Genomic DNA, 16,939 nt, shown 5'->3' with positions numbered 1-16,939 from the left:
GACGTCTACGTGCCTTTGCGGGGCTTCTGCCGTGCCTTTCCAGGCTCCGCCGCGGGTCCGGGGTGTCGTCAGTGCCGATGGTCGCGACCGCGGGCGGCCTAGGTCGGCTCCCGGAGCGGCCCTAGGTCCCGGCGCCGGAGGCCGTACCGCTCCGCGTGGCTTGAAAACGCGGAGGTCGCGGCTCTGATGTGCTGGGGCCATGACACAACCTTTTCTTCCTCTGACCGCGCGCTCCCGCGAGGAGTCGCACCGGACCGCCACGCCGCTGGAGCTCTTCTTCGATCTGTGTTTCGTGGTCGCCGTCGCCCAGGCGGGCGCGGCGCTCGTGCACGCGGTCGCGGAGGGGCACGCGGGCGAGGGCGTCGTCAGTTACGCGATGGTGTTCTTCGCGATCTGGTGGGCCTGGATGAACTTCTCCTGGTTCGCCTCCGCGTACGACAACGACGACGTGCTGTACCGGGTCGTGACGCTGGTGCAGATCGCCGGTGTGCTGATCCTCGCGGCGGGGGTGTCGCGGGCGTTCGAGGAGCACGACTTCCTCGTCGTGTACATCGGCTATCTGGTGATGCGGGTGGCGCTGGCCTCGCAGTGGCTGCGGGCGGCGCGGCACGCGACGTCGGCGGAGGAGCGGACGATGTGCCGGCGGTACGCGGGCGGGGTGCTCGCGGTGCAGGTCGGCTGGCTGGCGCTGCTGTTCGTGCCGGAGGGGGCGGTGCCGTGGGTGTTCCTGGTGATGGCGCTGGCGGAGCTGGCGGTGCCGGTGTTCGCGGAGAAGGACGCGCCGAGCACCTGGCATCCGCATCACATCGCGGAGCGGTACGGCCTGTTCACGATCATCGTGCTGGGCGAGTCGGTGGCGGCGGCGACGGTGGCGGTGAAGTCGGGTGTGGTGGAGAACGACGCCCTGAACGAGCTGCTGCCGATCGCGGCGGGCGGGCTGCTGATCGTGTTCGCCTCCTGGTGGATCTATTTCGTGGTGCCGGCGCACGACCGGCTGACGGACAGTCGGCAGGGCTTCCTGTGGGGGTACGGGCACTTCGTGATCTTCATGTCGGCGGCGGCGATCGGTGCCGGTCTGGAGATCGCGGTCGAGCAGGCCGTGGGCAAGGCGCACATCAGCACGCTCGCCGCGTCGGCGTCGGTGACGATCCCGACGGCGGTGTTCCTGCTGTCGGTGTGGCTGCTGCACGCGCGCTACTTCAAGGTGGGCCTGGCCCAGCAGGCGGTGCTGCCGGGTGCGTCGCTGGCGATCCTTTTGTCTTCGTTCGCGGGCCGCTGGGCGGTGCTGCTCGCGGGTCTGGTGGCGGCGGCCGCGGTCGCGGTCGGAGTGACGCTCACCGCGCGGAACCCGGCCACCAGGACGTCCTCCCCGTCCTGAGGTAGGAAGGGGACATGACAGCTGAGCGGCTCTCCCCCGACGGCCTGACCGATGTGCCCGGGATCCGGGTGGGCCACGCGCGCGTGGCGGGCCCCGGGGCTCTGTCGGGGACGACGGTCGTCCTGGCCCCGGAGGGCGGGGCGGTGGCCGCCGTGGACGTGCGCGGCGGGGGCCCCGGCACCCGGGAGACGGACGCCCTGGATCCGAGGAACGTGGTCCAGCGGATCGACGCCGTGGTCCTGACGGGCGGCAGCGCGTACGGCCTGGACGCGGCCGCCGGGGTGATGGCCTGGCTGGAGGAGCGCCGGCGCGGGGTGCGGGTGGGTCCTGACCCCGCGCACGTGGTGCCGGTGGTGCCGGCCGCGTGCGTCTTCGACCTGGGCCGGGGCGGCGACTTCGCGGCCCGCCCGGACGCGGCGACGGGCCGGGCGGCGGTGGAGGCCGCGGCGGCGTCCGGGGACCACGCGCGCGTGGCGACGGGCGCGGTCGGCGCCGGCACGGGCGCGGTCGTGGGCGGGATGCGGGGCGGGGTCGGGACGGCGGGTCTGCGTCTGGAGTCCGGGATCACGGTGGCCGCGCTGGTGGTGGTGAACGCGGTGGGTTCGGCCGTCGATCCGGCGACCGGTGTCCTGTACGGCGGCCTCTTCGAGGACGGTTCCGCCGGCGCGGGGTCCGGCCGGCCGTCGCGCGCGGTGCACGAGGCGGCGGTCCGGCGGCTGGCCGAGGCCCGGGCCGCCTCGGTCCGGCCGCCGCTGAACACCACGCTGGCGGTGGTGGCGACGGACGCGGTCCTGACCCGGGCGCAGGCGCAGAAGGTGGCGGGCACGGCGCACGACGGCATCGCGCGGGCGATCCGGCCGGTGCATCTGATGAACGACGGCGACACGGTCTTCGCGCTCGCCACGGGGGCCCGGGAGCTGCCCGCCGGGCCGGGGCCGCTCGCCCTGAACGAGGTACTGGCGGCGGGCGCGGACCTGGTGACGCGGGCGATCGTCCGCGCGGTCCTGGCGGCCCCGGCGGGGTTGCGCGGTCCGGGCGGCGACTTCCCCTCGTACGGGGAGCTGTACGACCCGCCCCAGGAGCCGTACTCCCGGTAACGGCAAGGGAGTTGAGGGGGTGTCGGAGGCGGGCGGCCGCGGCGGGGTCGGGAACTTCCGTCGCGGGCCCCTCGTTTTCCGTAACCCCGACCCCGTTGTCGGACCCAGGGACTACGTTAAGCAAGCACCAAGTGACATGCGGCGACGGCCTGGAGACCCTCTTGAACGATCCGCGGGATCACCTCGATCCGTACGAGACGACCGAGACGCACGTCGAGCGGCTTCTCGGCCGGGCGCTCAACTCCTTCGACCTGCCCGACGCGACGGTGGAGCGCCTGGAGTCGGCGCTCGCCCACTCCACCGCGCTGCACTCCTCGCACCACAGCTCCTCGCTGCACCGCACCACCTACCGCCACACCTATCTGCTGTCCGACGGCAGCGCCCTCGTCCTGTGGGAGCTCACGCACAACGCGGGCCGGGACGGCGCCGAGCAGCACGAGCTGTACGCGGAGGAGGCGGAGGCCCGGCTGGCCGCGTCCCGGCTGCCCGCGGGGCCGCTGCCGGAGTGGACCGTGGAGCGGGCCGACGGGCGCCCGCTCGGGGAGGACGACGACCTGACGGCGCTGGGCGCGCTGCTGGCCCGTCCGATACCCGCCCAGCCCCGGATGTACGTGCCGGACAACTCGGCGGACCACGCCCGCCGCGTCCTGCGCCGCGCGGAGAACGAGGACCGGCCCGCCGAGCGGACCGCCCGCCGGCTGCGGATCGCCTTCGCCCACCACATCACCCAGGTCTTCGGCCGCCACTGCCCCGTGGAGGGCGGCCGGGACGCCGGCTTCACCCTCTACGAGCACCAGTTCCTGCTGCTCGACGGCACCGAGCTGAGCCTCTGGGAGGTCGAGCACACCGCCACCCCGGACGGCCGGCACATGTGCGAGGTGTACGAGTCGGAGGCCGCGGCCCGCGGGGCGATGGAGGCCCGTTCCCGCGTCGTCTGAGCGTCGCCGTGGCGCCGGCCCGGCTCAGACCTGGGCCGGCACGCCCAGCGCCCGTACCGCGAACTCCCGGTTGGCGAGGGTCTGCTCGCGGTACGGCGCGGGCAGCTCCGGCAGGTCGAGGAGGCGGTCGCAGGCGGCGAGCGAGGCCGCGTGGTCACCGGTCCAGTAGGCGGTGATCGAGTACTCGAAGAGCAGCCCCCAGCGGTACACCCACGGCTGGACGAAGAGCAGGTCGTCGGCGGGCGCGGGCCGGTCGAGGGCGTCCGTCAGCAGCGCGTGCGCGGTGTGGTGACGGCCGGCCAGCCGGAGCCGCGAGGCCAGCTCGTACACCGCCTCCAGGCGCTCCGGGCGGGCCTCCCGGGCGCGGACGAGGGCGTCCTGCCCGGCCGGCCAGTCCCCGGCCTCGGCGGCCAGCACCCCGGCCTGCAGCAGCGCGTAGTACACCTCCTCGGCCCAGCCGCCCATGGCCGCGCGCCGCTCGTAGAGCCCGATCGCCTCCCCCGTGCGGCCCATGTCCCGCATGGTCTGGGCGAGGTAGAAGACCGTCCGGGGATTGCCCGGGTCGCGGACGAGTTCGGCGCCGAGCAGCCGGGCGTCCCGCTCGAACTTGTCGTGTCGCGAGCCGCCGTCGGCGTGGTCCTCGACGACCAGCGCGTCCAGGTTCCGCTGCGCATCGTCGCGGTCGGCGGTCAGGTACTCGTGGGTGACGCCCTCGTACCGCCACGGCAGGTCCGCCCGGACCAGGCGCTTGATCCGGTACTCCACGTCGCCCTCGTGGCGCAGCATGTACGACTCGGCCGTCAGCTCCGGCAGCGGCCCGTCCTGGCGCAGCACGTGGTCGGCGTCCAGGAGCAGCAGGTAGCCGCCCCCGCCGGCCGCGGCGAGCCGGGCCCGGGCGCGGGCGATGTTCAGGCTGCGGTTGTGCCCGAAGTCCACCCAGGGCTCCTCCACCAGCTCCCCGGGGATCCCCGCGAGGGCCTTCCTGATCAGGTCCTGGGTGCCGTCGGTGGAGCCGGTGTCGGAGATGACCCAGGTGTCCACGAGGTCTCGTACGGAGGCGAGGCACCGCTCGATGACCGAGGACTCGTTCTTGACGATCATGCACAAGCAGAGGGACGGCCTCATGGCAACACCACTTCTCGCGGTTCGGTCGGGGGGCGACGGTAGGCACGGCCCGGCGGGGGCGCGGGGGCGGCGCGCCGACGGGGGGTTACGCGTTCGCCGTCGCGTACGCATCCATTCGGCTGGCACCGCTACGCCATGGCGCTGAGAGTGCCCTCGGGGCCATCAAGGCTTCGCGGTCGCGATCCGATGAACCGATGGGAAGTTCATCCCACCGATCCGGTTCCGGGCGTTGTTCCCGTACGGATCCCCCACCGGCACTCACGTCGGCGCCGCCGGGCGTCGGCGGAGGAAGGAGCACCCTCATGCGTCCTGACCCCAGGACCCGGTCCCCGCTCGGTCCGCTGCCCCGGCGGCGCGCCTGGCTCGGCGGCGGCGCGCTCGCCTCGGTCGCGCTCGTCCTCGCCGGCTTCGCGCCGACCGCCTCTGCGTGGGGCACCCCGCAGACCCCGGTCGCGGACTCGGCGTCGTCGAACCCGATGACGGGCTGCAAGCACAAGGCCCTCCCGGGCTCGCCGGGCACGGAGGCCCTGGAGCAGGAGGCCGTCACCGCCGACCCGCGGACGGCGTCGGCCCCGACGACGGGCTGCAAGGGCCCCACGGGCCCCACCGGCCCCAAGGGCCCCAAGGGCAACACCGGCCCGACCGGCCCGAAGGGTCCGAAGGGCAACACCGGCCCCACCGGCCCGACCGGCCCCAAGGGTCCGCAGGGCCCGGCCGGCCCCAAGGGTGCGACGGGTGCCACGGGCGCGACGGGTGCTACCGGAGCCACCGGCGCGACCGGCGCGACCGGCGCGACCGGCGCCACGGGAGCGACCGGCGCCACGGGTGCCACCGGAGCGACCGGAGCCACCGGAGCCACGGGCGCCACCGGAGCCACGGGCCCCACTGGCCCCACTGGCCCCACCGGCCCCACCGGCCCCACCGGCCCGTGCATCGACGTCGACGCCTACAACCCGGACGAGAGCCGCGAGGTCAAGGCCGTTCTCAGCGGCGGGAAGACCTACATCGGCATCCGGGACCTCCAGGACGAGGTCACGCCGTTCGTGTGGACCGACCTCACCAACCCGATGCTCCACCCCCGGTACCCGACGACCGCGTGCGCCGTCTCCATCGCCTCCCAGGCGAACAACGTCTCCGTCCAGGTGCTGACGCAGGGCGGCGAGGTCTGGGAGACGCTGTGCGACATCGTGCCCGGCACGCCGGACAGGCTCGACTGCGTGGGCACGCCCACGGACGAGCTCGGCCCGTGGACCAAGCTCACGACCCCCGGCGCCCCGCCGCTCAACCGCAGCAACAGGTTCCTCGACTCGCTGAAGAAGTGACCTGAGCCGGACGAGGGGCGGTGCGCTCGCGGTGCGCACCGCCCCTCGCGGGTCCGGCCCCTCCTGTCCAGGGGCCGGTCAGGCGGCCACGGTCACCTTGGTCGCGGCGGCCGTGGCGGTGGTCTCGATGCCCTCCGGGGCGGTCCTGCGCATGCTCTTCAGCAGGATGACGAGTGCGGCGCTGACCAGGACGCCCGCCAGGATCGCCAGCAGGTACAGGAACGGGTTGCCGATCAGCGGGATCACGAAGACTCCGCCGTGCGGGGCCCGCAGCGTGCACTCGAAGGCCATCGACAGGGCGCCGGTGACGGCGCCGCCCGCCATCGCGGCCGGGATGACCCGCAGCGGGTCGGCGGCGGCGAAGGGGATCGCGCCCTCCGTGATGAAGGAGGCGCCGAGCACCCACGCGGCCTTGCCGTTCTCGCGCTCGGTCCGGGTGAAGAGCCGGCCGCGGACCGCGGTGGCCAGCGCCATCGCCAGCGGCGGGACCATGCCGGCGGCCATCACCGCGGCCATCACCTTGAGGGAGCCCTCGTTCGGGGTGGCGAGGCCTCCGACGGCGAAGGCGTACGCCACCTTGTTGAGCGGGCCGCCGAGGTCGAAGCACATCATCAGGCCGAGGATCACGCCCAGGATGACCGCGTTGGCGCCGGAGAGGCCGGAGAGCCAGTCGGTGAGGGCGGACTGGAGGCCCGCGATCGGCTTGCCGATCACCAGGAACATCAGGAAGCCGACGGCGATCGACGACAGCAGCGGGATCACGACCACCGGCATGATGCCGCGCAGTGCGGCGGGGACCCGCACCCGCTGGATCGCGAGGACGGTGCCGCCCGCGAGGAGACCTGCGGCGAGACCGCCGAGGAAGCCCGCGTCGATGGTCAGCGCGATGGAGCCGCCGACGAAGCCGGGCACGAGACCGGGCCGGTCCGCCATCCCGTAGGCGATGTAGCCGGCGAGGACCGGCACCAGGAAGCCGAACGCGAGGCCGCCGATCTGGAACATCAGCGCGGCCCAGCTGTCGATCTGCCCCCAGGCGAAGTGCTCGGCGACGGACGGCGCCTTGTCGATGTCGTAGCCGCCGAGGGCGAAGCCCAGGGCGATCAGGAGACCGCCGGCCGCGACGAACGGCACCATGTAACTGACGCCGGACATCAGCCACTTGCGCAGCTTGGTGCCGTAACCCTCCTCGGGCTCCCCGGTCCTCTCGACGGGGGTGGGCGCGGCGGCGGCGGTCGTCTCGCCGCGCTCGGCCCTGTCGCGCACCTCGCCGATCAGCTCGGCGGGCCGGTTGATGCCGGCCTTGACGCCCACGTCGACGGTCGGCTTTCCGGCGAACCGTTCCTTCTCCCGTACGGGCACGTCATGGGCGAAGATCACGCCGTCGGCGGCCTCGACGACCGCCGGGTCGAGCCGGGTGAAGCCGGCCGATCCCTGCGTCTCCACGACGAGTTCGACGCCCGCCTCCCGCCCGGCCTTCTCCAGCGCCTCGGCGGCCATGTAGGTGTGCGCGATGCCGGTGGGGCAGGAGGTGACGGCGACGATCCGGAAGGGACGCGCCGCCACGACCGGGGCTTCGGACGCCGGAGTCTCGGGCGCCGGAGCTTCCGCGGCCGGTTCCGACTGGGTCGCCGGAGCTTCCGCGGCCTGTTCCGACTCGGTCGCCGGAGCTTCCGCGGCCTGTTCCGGCTCGGGCTCGGGCTCCGGCGAGGGCGCGGGCTTCGGCGCCTCCTCCCCCGCGATCATCGCCGCCGCCTCCGCCGGGGAGTCCACGGCCCGCAGCGCGCCGGTGAACCGTTCGTCCATCAGCCGGCGGGCCAGCGACGACAGGATCGTCAGATGGGCGTCGTCGGCGCCGGCCGGGGCGGCGATCAGGAAGATCAGGTCCGCCGGGCCGTCGGGGGCGCCGAAGTCGATGCCGGCGGCCGAGCGGCCGAAGGCGAGGGTCGGCTCGGTGACATGGGCGCTGCGGCAGTGCGGGATGCCGATGCCGCCGTCCAGCCCGGTCGGCATCTGGGCCTCGCGGGCGGCGACGTCGGCGAGGAAGCCATCCAGGTCGGTCACCCGGCCGAGCGCGGCCATGCGCTCGGCGAGCGAGCGGGCCGCCGCCTCCTTGGTGTCGGCGGACAGGTCGAGGTCGACCAGGTCCGCGGTGATCATGGTGCTCATCGCGGGCTCCCTTGCTCGCTGAGGACGGCGTCCAGGGGTACGTCGGAGGTGACGGTCACGGCGGCCGGGTCGAGGTCCGCCGGGGTGGGCATCTGGCTGCCGGGCAGCTGGACGGCGGCGGCACCGTGGGCGACGGCGGCGGCCAGCGCCTCCGGTCCCTCGCCGCCCGCGGCCAGGAAGCCGGCGAGGGAGGCGTCGCCCGCGCCGACGTCGGAGCGGACGGCGGGGACGGCGGCGCTGCCGAACCAGGTGCCGTCGGCGCTGACGAGGAGCTGCCCGTCGGCGCCGAGGCTGGCCAGGACCGCGCCCGCGCCCCGCTCCCGCACCTCCTCGGCGGCCTTCACGGCGTCGCCGACGGTGCGGAGGGGCCGGCCGACGGCCTCGGCGAGCTCGTCCACGTTGGGCTTCACGACGTCCGGCCGGGCGGTGAGGGCGGCGAGCAGCGAGGGCCCCGAGGTGTCGAGGGCGATCCGGGCGCCGGCGCCGTGGGCGCGGGCGACCAGCCGGGCGTACCACTCGGGGGCCAGGCCGCGCGGGAGGCTGCCGCAGCAGGCGATCCAGGCGGCGGCCGGGGAGTGGGCGCCGACGGTGGCGAGGAGCGACTCGGCCTCCTCGGCGGTGAGTTCGGGGCCGGGGGCGTTGATCTTCGTCAGGGTGCCGTCCGGCTCCGCGAGGGCGATGTTGGAGCGGGTCTGGCCGGCGACCGGGACCGGGGCCACCTCGATGCCCTGGCCGGCGAGGAGCTGGGCGACGAGGGCGCCGGGGGCGCCGCCGAGGGGGACGACGGCGACGGTGCGGCGGCCGGCGGCGGCGACCGCCCGGGAGACGTTGACGCCCTTGCCGCCCGGGTCGACGCGCTCGGCGGTGGCCCGCAGGACCTCGCCGCGGTCGAGGCCGGGGACCTCGTACGTACGGTCCAGGGACGGGTTGGGGGTGACGGTGAGGATCATGCGCGGACGACTTCCGTTCCGGCGGCCTCGATGGCCGCGGCGGTCTCGGGGGCGAGGCCGCTGTCGGTGATCAGCAGGTCGACGTCGGCGAGGGCGCCGAAGCGGGCGAAGTGCTCCTCGCCGTGCTTGGCGGAGTCGGCGAGGAGGACGACCCGGCGGGCGGAGGCGAGGACGGCCCGCTTCACGGCCGCCTCGGCGAGGTCGGGGGTGGTGAGGCCGTGCGCGGCGGAGAAGCCGTTGGCGCCGACGAAGGCGACGTCGGCGCGGATCTCGCCGTAGGCCCGCAGCGCCCAGGCGTCGACGGCGGCCCGGGTGCGGTGCCGGACGCGGCCGCCGACCAGGTGCAGGTCGATGCCGGGGTGGTCGGCGAGCCGGGCGGCGGCGGGCAGCGCGTGGGTGACGACGGTGAGCGCGCTGTCGAGGGGGAAGGCGGCGGCGAGCCGGGCGACCGTGGAGCCGGCGTCGAGGACGACGCTGCCCTCGTGGGGCAGTTCGGCCAGGGCGGCGGCGACGATGCGGTCCTTCTCGTCGGCGGCGACCGCCTCGCGCTCGGCGAGGTCGGGCTCGAAGTCGAGCCGGCCGGCGGGGATGGCGCCGCCGTGCACCCGGCGGACGAGCCCGGCCCGGTCGAGGGCCTTCAGGTCGCGCCGCACGGTCTCGGCGGTGACCTGGAACTCCTCGGCGAGGGAGAGGACGTCGACGCGGCCGCTCTCGCGGGCGAGCCGGAGGATCTCTTGCTGTCGCTCGGGTGCGTACATGGTGGGTTTGTGTCCGTTCGATGCCCGAACCTGTGGTTTCAGTGTCAGGCTACGCCCACGTTTCCGCGAAGTAAACGGATCCGGGCATCCGAACGGGCACGAACGGACATCGGGGTCCAAGGGCCCGGGGGGCGTACGTCGAAGGGCCCGGCGAGACGGCGAAGGGCCCGGGGGCGCGGCCCTGGATACGGGGAAGGGCCCCGGTCCGAAGACCGGGGCCCTTCCCGTGGGTGCCGTACGGCTCAGGAGACGAGCGCCGGCTCCTTCTCCACCGCGGCCGGCTCACCGTCGCCCGCGCCGCCCTCCAGGTGCTGCTTCGGCCTGGCCGGCAGGGCGAACATCACCAGGAAGATCCCGGCGAGGACCACCGCCGCCCAGCCCAGCGAGTTGCGGAAGGCGTCCGTGAAGGCCGCGGTGACCTCCTGCGGGGCCTGCTTCAGCCGCTCCTCGTCGAAGGTGCCGAAGAAGACGACCGACACCAGGCCGAGCCCGATCGCGTTGCCCATCTGCCCGGTCATGTTGATCAGGCCCGAGGCCGAGCCCGCGTGCTCCTTCGGGACCTCCGACAGCACCGCGTCGGTCAGCGGCGCCACGATCAGCCCCATGCCGAGACCCATCACCACCAGCGCCGGGATCATCTGCCAGGACGTGATCTCCGCGCCGTACCGCCCGGCGACGAAGAAGTACAGCAGGATGCCCGCGCCCATCGTCAGCGCGCCCGCCTGGAGCACCTTGCGGCCGAAGCGCGGCACCAGCAGCTGCACCGACATGCCCGCCGCCAGGGAGACCGCGATCGAGAACGGCACCCCGGTCAGGCCCGCCCGCAGCGCGCTCCAGCCGAGCCCGAGCTGCATGTAGAGCGTCCACACCAGGAAGAAGATGCCGAGCACGATGCCGAAGGTCAGCTGCACGGCGATGCCGGCCGCGAACGACTTCACCCTGAACAGCGACAGCTCCACCAGCGGCGAGCCGTCCTTCTTCGTCTTGTACCGCTCGTACGCGACGAGGACGCCGAAGACGACCGGGCTGGCCGCCATCATCAGGTGGCCCCACAGCGGCCAGTCCAGCTCGCGGCCCCGGGTCAGCGGGTAGATCAGCAGGAGCAGCGCGGCCGTGACCAGCACGACGCCGACCAGGTCGAGGCGGAGCGCCTTCGGCGCCTTCGACTCGGTGATGAACTTCCGGCCGAGCAGCAGCGCGGCGACGCCGACCGGCAGGTTGATGAGGAAGATGGGCCGCCACTCCAGGCCCGCGATGTTCCACTCGGTGAGCAGCGCGCCGAGCAGCGGTCCGGAGACCGCGCCGAGACCGACGATCGCGCCGAAGAGGCCGAAGACCTTGCCGCGCTCGTGCGGCGGGAAGGTGACGTGGACGATCGACAGCACCTGCGGCACCATCATCGCCGCGGCCGCGCCCTGGAGGAGGCGGGAGGCGACCAGCATCTCCGGGTTCGCGGCGACGCCGCACAGCGCGGAGGCGAGGGTGAAGCCCGCCGTGCCGAGCAGGAAGAGCCGCTTGCGGCCGTAGATGTCGCCGAGGCGGCCGCCGGTGATCAGTCCGGCCGCGAAGGCCAGCGCGTAGCCGGCGGTGATCCACTGGATCGCGGCGGTCGTGGTGCCCAGGTCGTGCTCGATGCTCGGGATCGCGATGTTCACGATCGTGGCGTCGACCAGGTCCATGAAGGCGGCCGTCATGACGATGGCCAGGGCGATCCAGCGTCTGCTGTCCCCCGTGTCGCTGCTGTCCGCCCCCGTGGCGGCTTCGGTCTCGTGTGCGCTCATAGGAGGACCATAGGAGGGATACAGGTCAGGGCGCGTCCTATTTGGACCGCATCATGGGCTCATGACGGACACCCCGGCACGACTCCTCAATCTGCTCTCGCTCCTCCAGACCCCGCGCGAGTGGCCCGGCAGCGAGCTCGCCGACCGGCTCTCGGTCTCCCCGCGCACGATCCGCCGCGACATCGACCGACTCCGTGACCTCGGCTATCCCGTCGAGGCGACCCGGGGGGCCGTCGGCGGCTACCGGCTCGTCGCCGGGACGGCCATGCCGCCGCTGCTCCTCGACGACGAGGAGGCCGTCGCCATCGCCGTCGGCCTCCGGGCCGGCGCGGGGCACGCCATCGAGGGCGTCGACGAGGCGTCCGTACGGGCCCTGGCCAAGCTGGAGCAGGTCCTCCCTGCGCGGCTGCGGCACCGGGTCTCCACGCTGCAGAACGCGACGCTCCCGCTGACCCGCGGCGACGGCGCCACCGTCGCACCCTCCACCCTCACGGCCCTCGCGGGCGCCGTGACCGGCCGCGAACGGCTCCGCTTCAGCTACCGCGCGGGCGACGGCGCCGAGACGAAGCGGCTCGTCGAGCCGTACCGGCTGGTGTCGACGGGCCGGCGCTGGTACCTCGTCGCGTACGACCTCGGGCGCGAGGACTGGCGGACCTTCCGGGTCGACCGCGTCACCGACCCGCTCGCCACGGGGGCGCGCTTCACGCCGCGGGAGCTGCCGGAGGGGGACGAGGCGGCGTACCTGGCGCGGTCGATGACGCGGGCGCAGGGGGAGGTGGACCTGGACGTCGAGTTCGGTGCGGCGGCGGACGTCGTCGCCGCGCGTCTCCCGGCGCACCTCGTGCCGGTGCCGGCGGGCCCCGACGCGTGCCGGCTCCGCGGCCGCGTCACCGACTCCGTCGAATGGCTCGCCGTCCGCCTGGCCCTGATGGACGTCCCCTTCAAGGTCCACGCCCCCGCGGCCCTCCGCACCCACATCCAGTCCCTCACCACCCGCCTGACAGCCGCCCTCACGTAACCCACCACACCGCAGCCGCCGCCGTTTCGCTGTGGGCTGCGCCCGGCTGGGGCGCAGCGGTGCTGCTGCCGTTTCGTTGTGGGCAATCGTTCCGCTGGGGCGGTGCCCGCCCCCGGGCCCGACGCGGGCGTTGCGGGTGGCCGCTGCCGTTGTGGGCAATCGTTCCGCTGGGGCGGAACGCCTGCCCGCGCGGAGGTGCGGCGGGAGGGCGCCGCCCCGAAGACCAGCCCCGCGCGTGCCCGACGGGGGGGGGGCCCCCCCCCCGGGCCCGCCGGGGGGGGTGGGGGGGGCCTGTGGCGGGGGGGTTCACGGGTTCCTGGGGGGGGACACGCCTGCCCGCGCGGAGGTGCGGCGGACGGGCGCCGCCCGGAAGACGAGCCCGGCGCGTGCCGGACGGGAGGGGGGCACCGCCCCGCGGGACGTCTGCCCGCGGGGAGGGCCAGCCGACGGCACCGCCCCGCGGAAGGCCCTGGTCGCCGGCCGCTCTAGGCCACCGCGTCGAAGCCCGTGTCCCTCGCCATCTTCTTCAGTTCCAGGAGCGCGTGCTTCTCGATCTGGCGGATCCGCTCCCGCGTCAGCCCGTGCTCCTTGCCGACCTCCGTGAGGGTCCGCTCGCGCCCGTCCTCGATGCCGTACCGCATCCGGATGATGGAGGCCGTGCGGTTGTCGAGCTTGTCGATCAGGTCGTCGAGCTCCTCGCTGCGCAGCAGCGTGAGGACGGACTGCTCCGGCGAGATCGCCGACGTGTCCTCCAGCAGGTCGCCGAACTGCGTCTCGCCCTCGTCGTCGACCGACATGTTGAGCGAGACCGGGTCGCGCGCCCAGTCCAGGACGTCCGTGACCCGCTCCGGCGTGGAGCCGAGCTCCTCCGCGACCTCGGCGGGCTCCGGCTCGCGCCCGTGCTCGCGGTTGAACTCGCGCTGGACGCGGCGGATCCGGCCCAGCTCCTCCACGAGGTGGACGGGGAGGCGGATGGTGCGGGACTGGTCGGCGATGGACCGGGTGATGGCCTGGCGGATCCACCACGTGGCGTACGTGGAGAACTTGAAGCCCTTCGCGTAGTCGAACTTCTCGACGGCGCGCACCAGGCCCGCGTTCCCCTCCTGGATCAGGTCGAGCAGGGGCAGTCCGCTGCGCGGGTAGCGTCGCGCGACGGCGACGACGAGCCGCAGGTTGGACTTGATGAAGAGGTCCTTGGCACGCTCGCCCTCGGCGGCCAGCGCCTCGAGCTCCTCGCGGGTCGCCCCGCCCGCCTCGGTGTCCTCCACCTCGCCGTCGAGGATCTGCTGGGCGTAGACGCCCGCCTCGATGGTCTGGGAGAGCTCGACCTCCTTGGCGGCGTCGAGCAGAGGCGTGCGCGCGATCTCGTCGAGGTACATGCCGACCAGGTCGCGGTCGGCGATCTCCCCGCCCACGGCGCGAACGCTGCTTGCCCGGCTGTCCCCGCTCTTGGCGGTGGACTGACGACGGGCGACGGCACGGGTTGCCATGCGTGCTCCCTTGCTGAGTAGGTCGCGACACCCTTGCGGGTGCCCTGCATCCGACGGAAACAACGACCGGAATCGGGACAGAATTCCCAGGAGGCTCAGGATTTTCGCGATCATGCAGTATCCTGCGCGGCCACCGCCCCGCCCGACGATCTGCCGGCGGTACGGATCCGCAGGTCAGAGCCTGTGGAACGGCCTCCGGGTCTTCCCCGACCGCACTGTCGGTGAGACGGCCGTCACACGATCGGCCGTCCGCCCTTCTCCTCTTACGACGTCGGAGCGCGCCGGGAAGTTGCCTCGGCGACCACTCGACCCGTGCGACCGAGGTCCGTCCCCACGACCGAGGCCCGTCTCCGCCCCCGGGTGTAGGTCCCGAGCCCGTTACGGGGCGGGGGCCGCCCGCCCTACCGTCCAGTCCATGGACACCACCGGCATCCTCGACGAGGCCCTCGAACGGCTCCACACCACCGGACCCGAGCGGAACGGCTGGCTCACCAACCACGCGCCGATGGCCGTGGAGGCGCTGGCCCGGCACGGGCACTCCGCCGCCGTGCACCGCTGGCTCGACGCGTACGCGCGGAAGCTGGAGGACGCGCCCGCCCCGTCCGCCCCGGTCACCGCCGGGAACTGGCGGGAGGCGCTCGGCGATCCGGGCCGGATCACCGACTGGACCCGCTACTTCGGCCGCGAGCTGGCGGACCGGCCGTGGCGGGACGTGCTGGCCGAGTGGTGGCCGCGGCTGCTGCCCGGCATCGCGGGCGGCGCCACGCATCCGGTGATCCGCACCGGGCACGCCGTACGGACCCTGCTCGCGCCCGGCGGGGAGACCGCGCCCCGGCGGGCCGAGCTGGCGCACGCGCTCGGCTACTGGGCGGCGCGCCACCAGCCGCTGCCGCCGCTCGCCGCGCTGGCCCCCGCGCCGGACGCGGCCGCCGCGCTCGCCGCCGTACCGCCGGTCCCGGAGCAGGAGGGCGGGATCCTGCGGCGGCTCGCGCAGCTCACGGCCTTGCCCGTGTGGGGCGCGGAGGAGGAGCCCGAGGCGGCGCGGGAGCGGCTGGCGGAGCTGGTGACGGCGGCCGTGCACCGGTACGCGACGCACGGGCACGGCGAGCCGATCATGCTGGTGCACGCGGCGACCGCGCCCAACGCGGTGCTGCGGACCCTGCCGGCGCTGCCCCGCACCCTGTGGGCGCCGAGCCTGGCGGCGGCCTGGGCGGCCTCGGCGGCGGTGACGGCCGCGTACACGCCACGCGAGCCGGCCCCGTACGAGGCGGTCACCCTCACCTCCGAGGAGGTGTTCGCGCGGGCGGCGGCGCACGGCGACGACCACACGATCAAGTTCACCGACACCGCCCTCGACGTCGGCGATCCGCTCGCACTGGCCGCCGCCGTCCGCTCGGTGGAGCTGAACCCGCCGGTGTTCGGCTGAGGACTCAGCCGAACTGGACGGACCGCTTCGCGAGGCCCATCCAGAAGCCGTCGATGACCGACCGCTCGGCGTCGAGGTCGCCGGCCGCGTCCGCCGCGCCCATGGTGACGAAGAGCGGGGCGAAGTGCTCCGTACGGGGGTGGGCGAGGCGGCCGGCCGGGGACTTGTGCTCGAAGTCGAGCAGGGCGTCCACGTCCTGGGCGGCGAGGGCCTCGTTCCCCCAGGCGTCGAACTCGGCGGACCAGCCCGGCACGCCGCCGCCGGTGTGCCGGAGGGCGGCGAGGTTGTGGGTGAAGAAGCCGCTGCCGACGATCAGCACGCCCTCGTCGCGCAGCGGGGCGAGCCTGCGGCCGATGTCCATGAGCCGGCGCGGGTCCAGGGTCGGCATGGAGATCTGGAGGACCGGGATGTCGGCCTCGGGGTACATCTCGACGAGCGGCACGTACGCGCCGTGGTCGAGGCCCCGGTCGGGGATGTCCTGCACGGGGTGGCCGGGCGAGCGCAGCAGCTTGCGGACGGACTCGGCGAGCCCGGGCGCGCCCGGGGCGGCGTACTCCACCCGGTAGTAGTGCTCGGGGAAGCCCCAGAAGTCGTAGACGAGGGGGATCGTCTCGGTGGCGCCGAGGGCGAGCGGGGCCTCCTCCCAGTGGGCGGAGACCATGAGGATCGCCTTGGGGCGGGGCAGTCCGGCGGACCAGGCGGCGAGCTGGCCGGGCCAGACCGGGTCGTCGGCGAGCGGGGGCGCGCCGTGGGAGAGGTAGAGGGCGGGCATCCGCACGTCGAGGGCGGCGTCCATGGCGGGCCTCCGTTTCGCAGCCGTTCCGACAGGCACTTGAAGTTTCAAGCTCTATATATGCAGCGTAAACGTAAATAATTCAACTTTCAAGAACAGGTCGTACGATGGGCGTCATGGGTGCCACCGAAGACACAACCGGACCGCGCTGGCTCAGCGACGGCGAGCAGCGCGTCTGGCGCTCGTACCTCCACGCCACCACGCTCCTGGAGGATCACCTCGACCGCCAGCTGCAGCGGGACGCGGGCATGCCGCACGTCTACTACGGCCTGCTCGTCCAGCTCTCCCAGGCCCCGCGCCGGCGGCTCCGGATGACCGAGCTCGCGAAGCACGCCAAGATCACCCGCTCCCGGCTCTCGCACGCCGTCGCCCGCCTGGAGAAGAACGGCTGGGTGCGGCGCGAGGACTGCCCCTCCGACAAGCGCGGCCAGTTCGCCCAGCTCACGGACGAGGGCATGGAGGTGCTGCGGCGCACCGCGCCCGGCCATGTGGCGGCGGTGCGGCAGGCGATGTTCGACCGGCTCAGCCCCGAGCAGGTCGAACAGCTCGGCACGATCATGCGGGTGATGGCGGAGGCCCTGGAGCCGGCGGGCCCGGACGCGGACCTGGGCGGGGCGGGCGGCGCCGGCGCCCCGCGCGCCCCGCGCGCGCCGGGGGGGGGGCGGGGCCCGGGGGGGGGGGCGGGGGCGGGGCCGCG

At 74.2% G+C, this 16,939-nt stretch carries 13 protein-coding genes and 1 pseudogene; 7 read left to right on the top strand and 7 right to left on the bottom strand.

Translation table 11 applies throughout. The annotated features are described in order from the left end of the window. The first annotated feature begins 199 nt into the window (after positions 1-199). The 3 genes from ACFW1I_RS09700 (at position 200) to ACFW1I_RS09690 (ending at position 3,413) form a co-directional block, all read left to right on the top strand. On the top strand, positions 200-1,378 hold the full coding sequence (locus tag ACFW1I_RS09700; RefSeq protein ID WP_384668059.1) for a low temperature requirement protein A: 1,179 nt from the start codon (positions 200-202) through the stop codon (positions 1,376-1,378). A 14-nt stretch (positions 1,379-1,392) separates the two neighbouring features. Beyond that, complete coding sequence (locus ACFW1I_RS09695) at positions 1,393-2,475, top strand: P1 family peptidase (protein WP_384668056.1); 1,083 nt, start codon at positions 1,393-1,395, stop codon at positions 2,473-2,475. A gap of 161 nt (positions 2,476-2,636) precedes the next feature. Next, positions 2,637-3,413 carry a DUF6227 family protein gene (locus ACFW1I_RS09690; RefSeq protein WP_384668053.1) on the top strand — a complete coding sequence of 259 codons (777 nt, stop codon included), beginning with the start codon at positions 2,637-2,639 and terminating at the stop codon, positions 3,411-3,413. 24 nt (positions 3,414-3,437) lie between these two features. Here the strand turns inward: ACFW1I_RS09690 and ACFW1I_RS09685 are convergent, their stop codons facing one another. After that, entirely contained in the window at positions 3,438-4,514 is a 1,077-nt protein-coding gene (locus tag ACFW1I_RS09685; RefSeq protein WP_384668050.1) for a glycosyltransferase, read from the bottom strand. Positions 4,515-4,840: 326 nt separating this feature from the next. Here ACFW1I_RS09685 and ACFW1I_RS09680 point away from each other — a divergent pair, with 326 nt between their 5' ends. Next, on the top strand, positions 4,841-5,860 hold the full coding sequence (locus ACFW1I_RS09680; RefSeq protein ID WP_384668047.1) for a hypothetical protein: 1,020 nt from the start codon (positions 4,841-4,843) through the stop codon (positions 5,858-5,860). 78 nt (positions 5,861-5,938) lie between these two features. Here ACFW1I_RS09680 and ACFW1I_RS09675 read toward each other — a convergent pair whose 3' ends face one another. From ACFW1I_RS09675 to ACFW1I_RS09660, 4 genes are all read right to left on the bottom strand, one after another. Further along, positions 5,939-8,026, bottom strand: a complete 2,088-nt coding sequence (locus ACFW1I_RS09675) for a fructose-specific PTS transporter subunit EIIC (protein ID WP_384668044.1) — start codon at positions 8,024-8,026, stop codon at positions 5,939-5,941. Continuing rightward, on the bottom strand, positions 8,023-8,976 hold the full coding sequence (pfkB, locus tag ACFW1I_RS09670; RefSeq protein WP_384668041.1) for a 1-phosphofructokinase: 954 nt from the start codon (positions 8,974-8,976) through the stop codon (positions 8,023-8,025). Before pfkB ends, ACFW1I_RS09675 begins: the two co-directional genes overlap by 4 nt. After that, entirely contained in the window at positions 8,973-9,734 is a 762-nt protein-coding gene (locus ACFW1I_RS09665; protein ID WP_384668038.1) for a DeoR/GlpR family DNA-binding transcription regulator, read from the bottom strand. The genes pfkB and ACFW1I_RS09665 overlap by 4 nt, the downstream gene beginning before the upstream one ends. A 242-nt stretch (positions 9,735-9,976) precedes the next feature. Beyond that, positions 9,977-11,515 (bottom strand): MFS transporter, encoded by a 1,539-nt coding sequence (locus tag ACFW1I_RS09660; protein WP_384668035.1) that lies wholly within the window; start codon positions 11,513-11,515, stop codon positions 9,977-9,979. Between the two features lie 61 nt (positions 11,516-11,576). Between ACFW1I_RS09660 and ACFW1I_RS09655 the strand changes: the two genes are divergently transcribed. Further along, on the top strand, positions 11,577-12,533 hold the full coding sequence (locus tag ACFW1I_RS09655; RefSeq protein WP_384668032.1) for a helix-turn-helix transcriptional regulator: 957 nt from the start codon (positions 11,577-11,579) through the stop codon (positions 12,531-12,533). A 485-nt stretch (positions 12,534-13,018) separates the two neighbouring features. On the opposite strand, the gene ACFW1I_RS09650 is transcribed toward ACFW1I_RS09655, so the two are convergent. Next, positions 13,019-14,023, bottom strand: coding sequence for a sigma-70 family RNA polymerase sigma factor (locus ACFW1I_RS09650; RefSeq protein WP_384668029.1), 1,005 nt, complete (start codon positions 14,021-14,023; stop codon positions 13,019-13,021). 415 nt (positions 14,024-14,438) lie between these two features. Between ACFW1I_RS09650 and ACFW1I_RS09645 the strand changes: the two genes are divergently transcribed. Beyond that, on the top strand, positions 14,439-15,449 hold the full coding sequence (locus tag ACFW1I_RS09645) for a questin oxidase family protein (protein ID WP_384668026.1): 1,011 nt from the start codon (positions 14,439-14,441) through the stop codon (positions 15,447-15,449). A gap of 4 nt (positions 15,450-15,453) precedes the next feature. Here ACFW1I_RS09645 and ACFW1I_RS09640 read toward each other — a convergent pair whose 3' ends face one another. Then, positions 15,454-16,245: a dioxygenase gene (locus ACFW1I_RS09640; RefSeq protein ID WP_384668023.1), complete on the bottom strand. Its 792-nt coding sequence runs from the start codon at positions 16,243-16,245 to the stop codon at positions 15,454-15,456. 113 nt (positions 16,246-16,358) lie between these two features. Here ACFW1I_RS09640 and ACFW1I_RS09635 point away from each other — a divergent pair. After that, positions 16,359-16,850: pseudogene (locus tag ACFW1I_RS09635) on the top strand (MarR family winged helix-turn-helix transcriptional regulator); the annotation flags it as partial. Positions 16,851-16,939 lie beyond the last annotated feature (89 nt).

It is taken from the genome of Streptomyces sp. NPDC058955, assembly GCF_042741435.1.
In the GTDB taxonomy this organism is placed as follows: Bacteria; Actinomycetota; Actinomycetes; order Streptomycetales; family Streptomycetaceae; genus Streptomyces.
This window is presented reverse-complemented; position numbering and strand designations above follow the sequence as displayed.

What these genes read in the sequence shown, in the direction of transcription:
- ACFW1I_RS09695 (WP_384668056.1), top strand. Translation starts at nt 1,393, where the DNA reads ATGACAGCTGAGCGGCTCTCCCCCGACGGCCTGACCGATGTGCCCGGG.
- ACFW1I_RS09660 (WP_384668035.1), bottom strand. Translation starts at nt 11,515, where the DNA reads ATGAGCGCACACGAGACCGAAGCCGCCACGGGGGCGGACAGCAGCGAC.
- ACFW1I_RS09640 (WP_384668023.1), bottom strand. Translation starts at nt 16,245, where the DNA reads ATGGACGCCGCCCTCGACGTGCGGATGCCCGCCCTCTACCTCTCCCAC.
- ACFW1I_RS09645 (WP_384668026.1), top strand. Translation starts at nt 14,439, where the DNA reads ATGGACACCACCGGCATCCTCGACGAGGCCCTCGAACGGCTCCACACC.
- ACFW1I_RS09675 (WP_384668044.1), bottom strand. Translation starts at nt 8,026, where the DNA reads ATGAGCACCATGATCACCGCGGACCTGGTCGACCTCGACCTGTCCGCC.
- ACFW1I_RS09650 (WP_384668029.1), bottom strand. Translation starts at nt 14,023, where the DNA reads ATGGCAACCCGTGCCGTCGCCCGTCGTCAGTCCACCGCCAAGAGCGGG.
- ACFW1I_RS09680 (WP_384668047.1), top strand. Translation starts at nt 4,841, where the DNA reads ATGCGTCCTGACCCCAGGACCCGGTCCCCGCTCGGTCCGCTGCCCCGG.
- ACFW1I_RS09655 (WP_384668032.1), top strand. Translation starts at nt 11,577, where the DNA reads ATGACGGACACCCCGGCACGACTCCTCAATCTGCTCTCGCTCCTCCAG.
- ACFW1I_RS09665 (WP_384668038.1), bottom strand. Translation starts at nt 9,734, where the DNA reads ATGTACGCACCCGAGCGACAGCAAGAGATCCTCCGGCTCGCCCGCGAG.
- ACFW1I_RS09700 (WP_384668059.1), top strand. Translation starts at nt 200, where the DNA reads ATGACACAACCTTTTCTTCCTCTGACCGCGCGCTCCCGCGAGGAGTCG.
- pfkB (WP_384668041.1), bottom strand. Translation starts at nt 8,976, where the DNA reads ATGATCCTCACCGTCACCCCCAACCCGTCCCTGGACCGTACGTACGAG.
- ACFW1I_RS09685 (WP_384668050.1), bottom strand. Translation starts at nt 4,514, where the DNA reads ATGATCGTCAAGAACGAGTCCTCGGTCATCGAGCGGTGCCTCGCCTCC.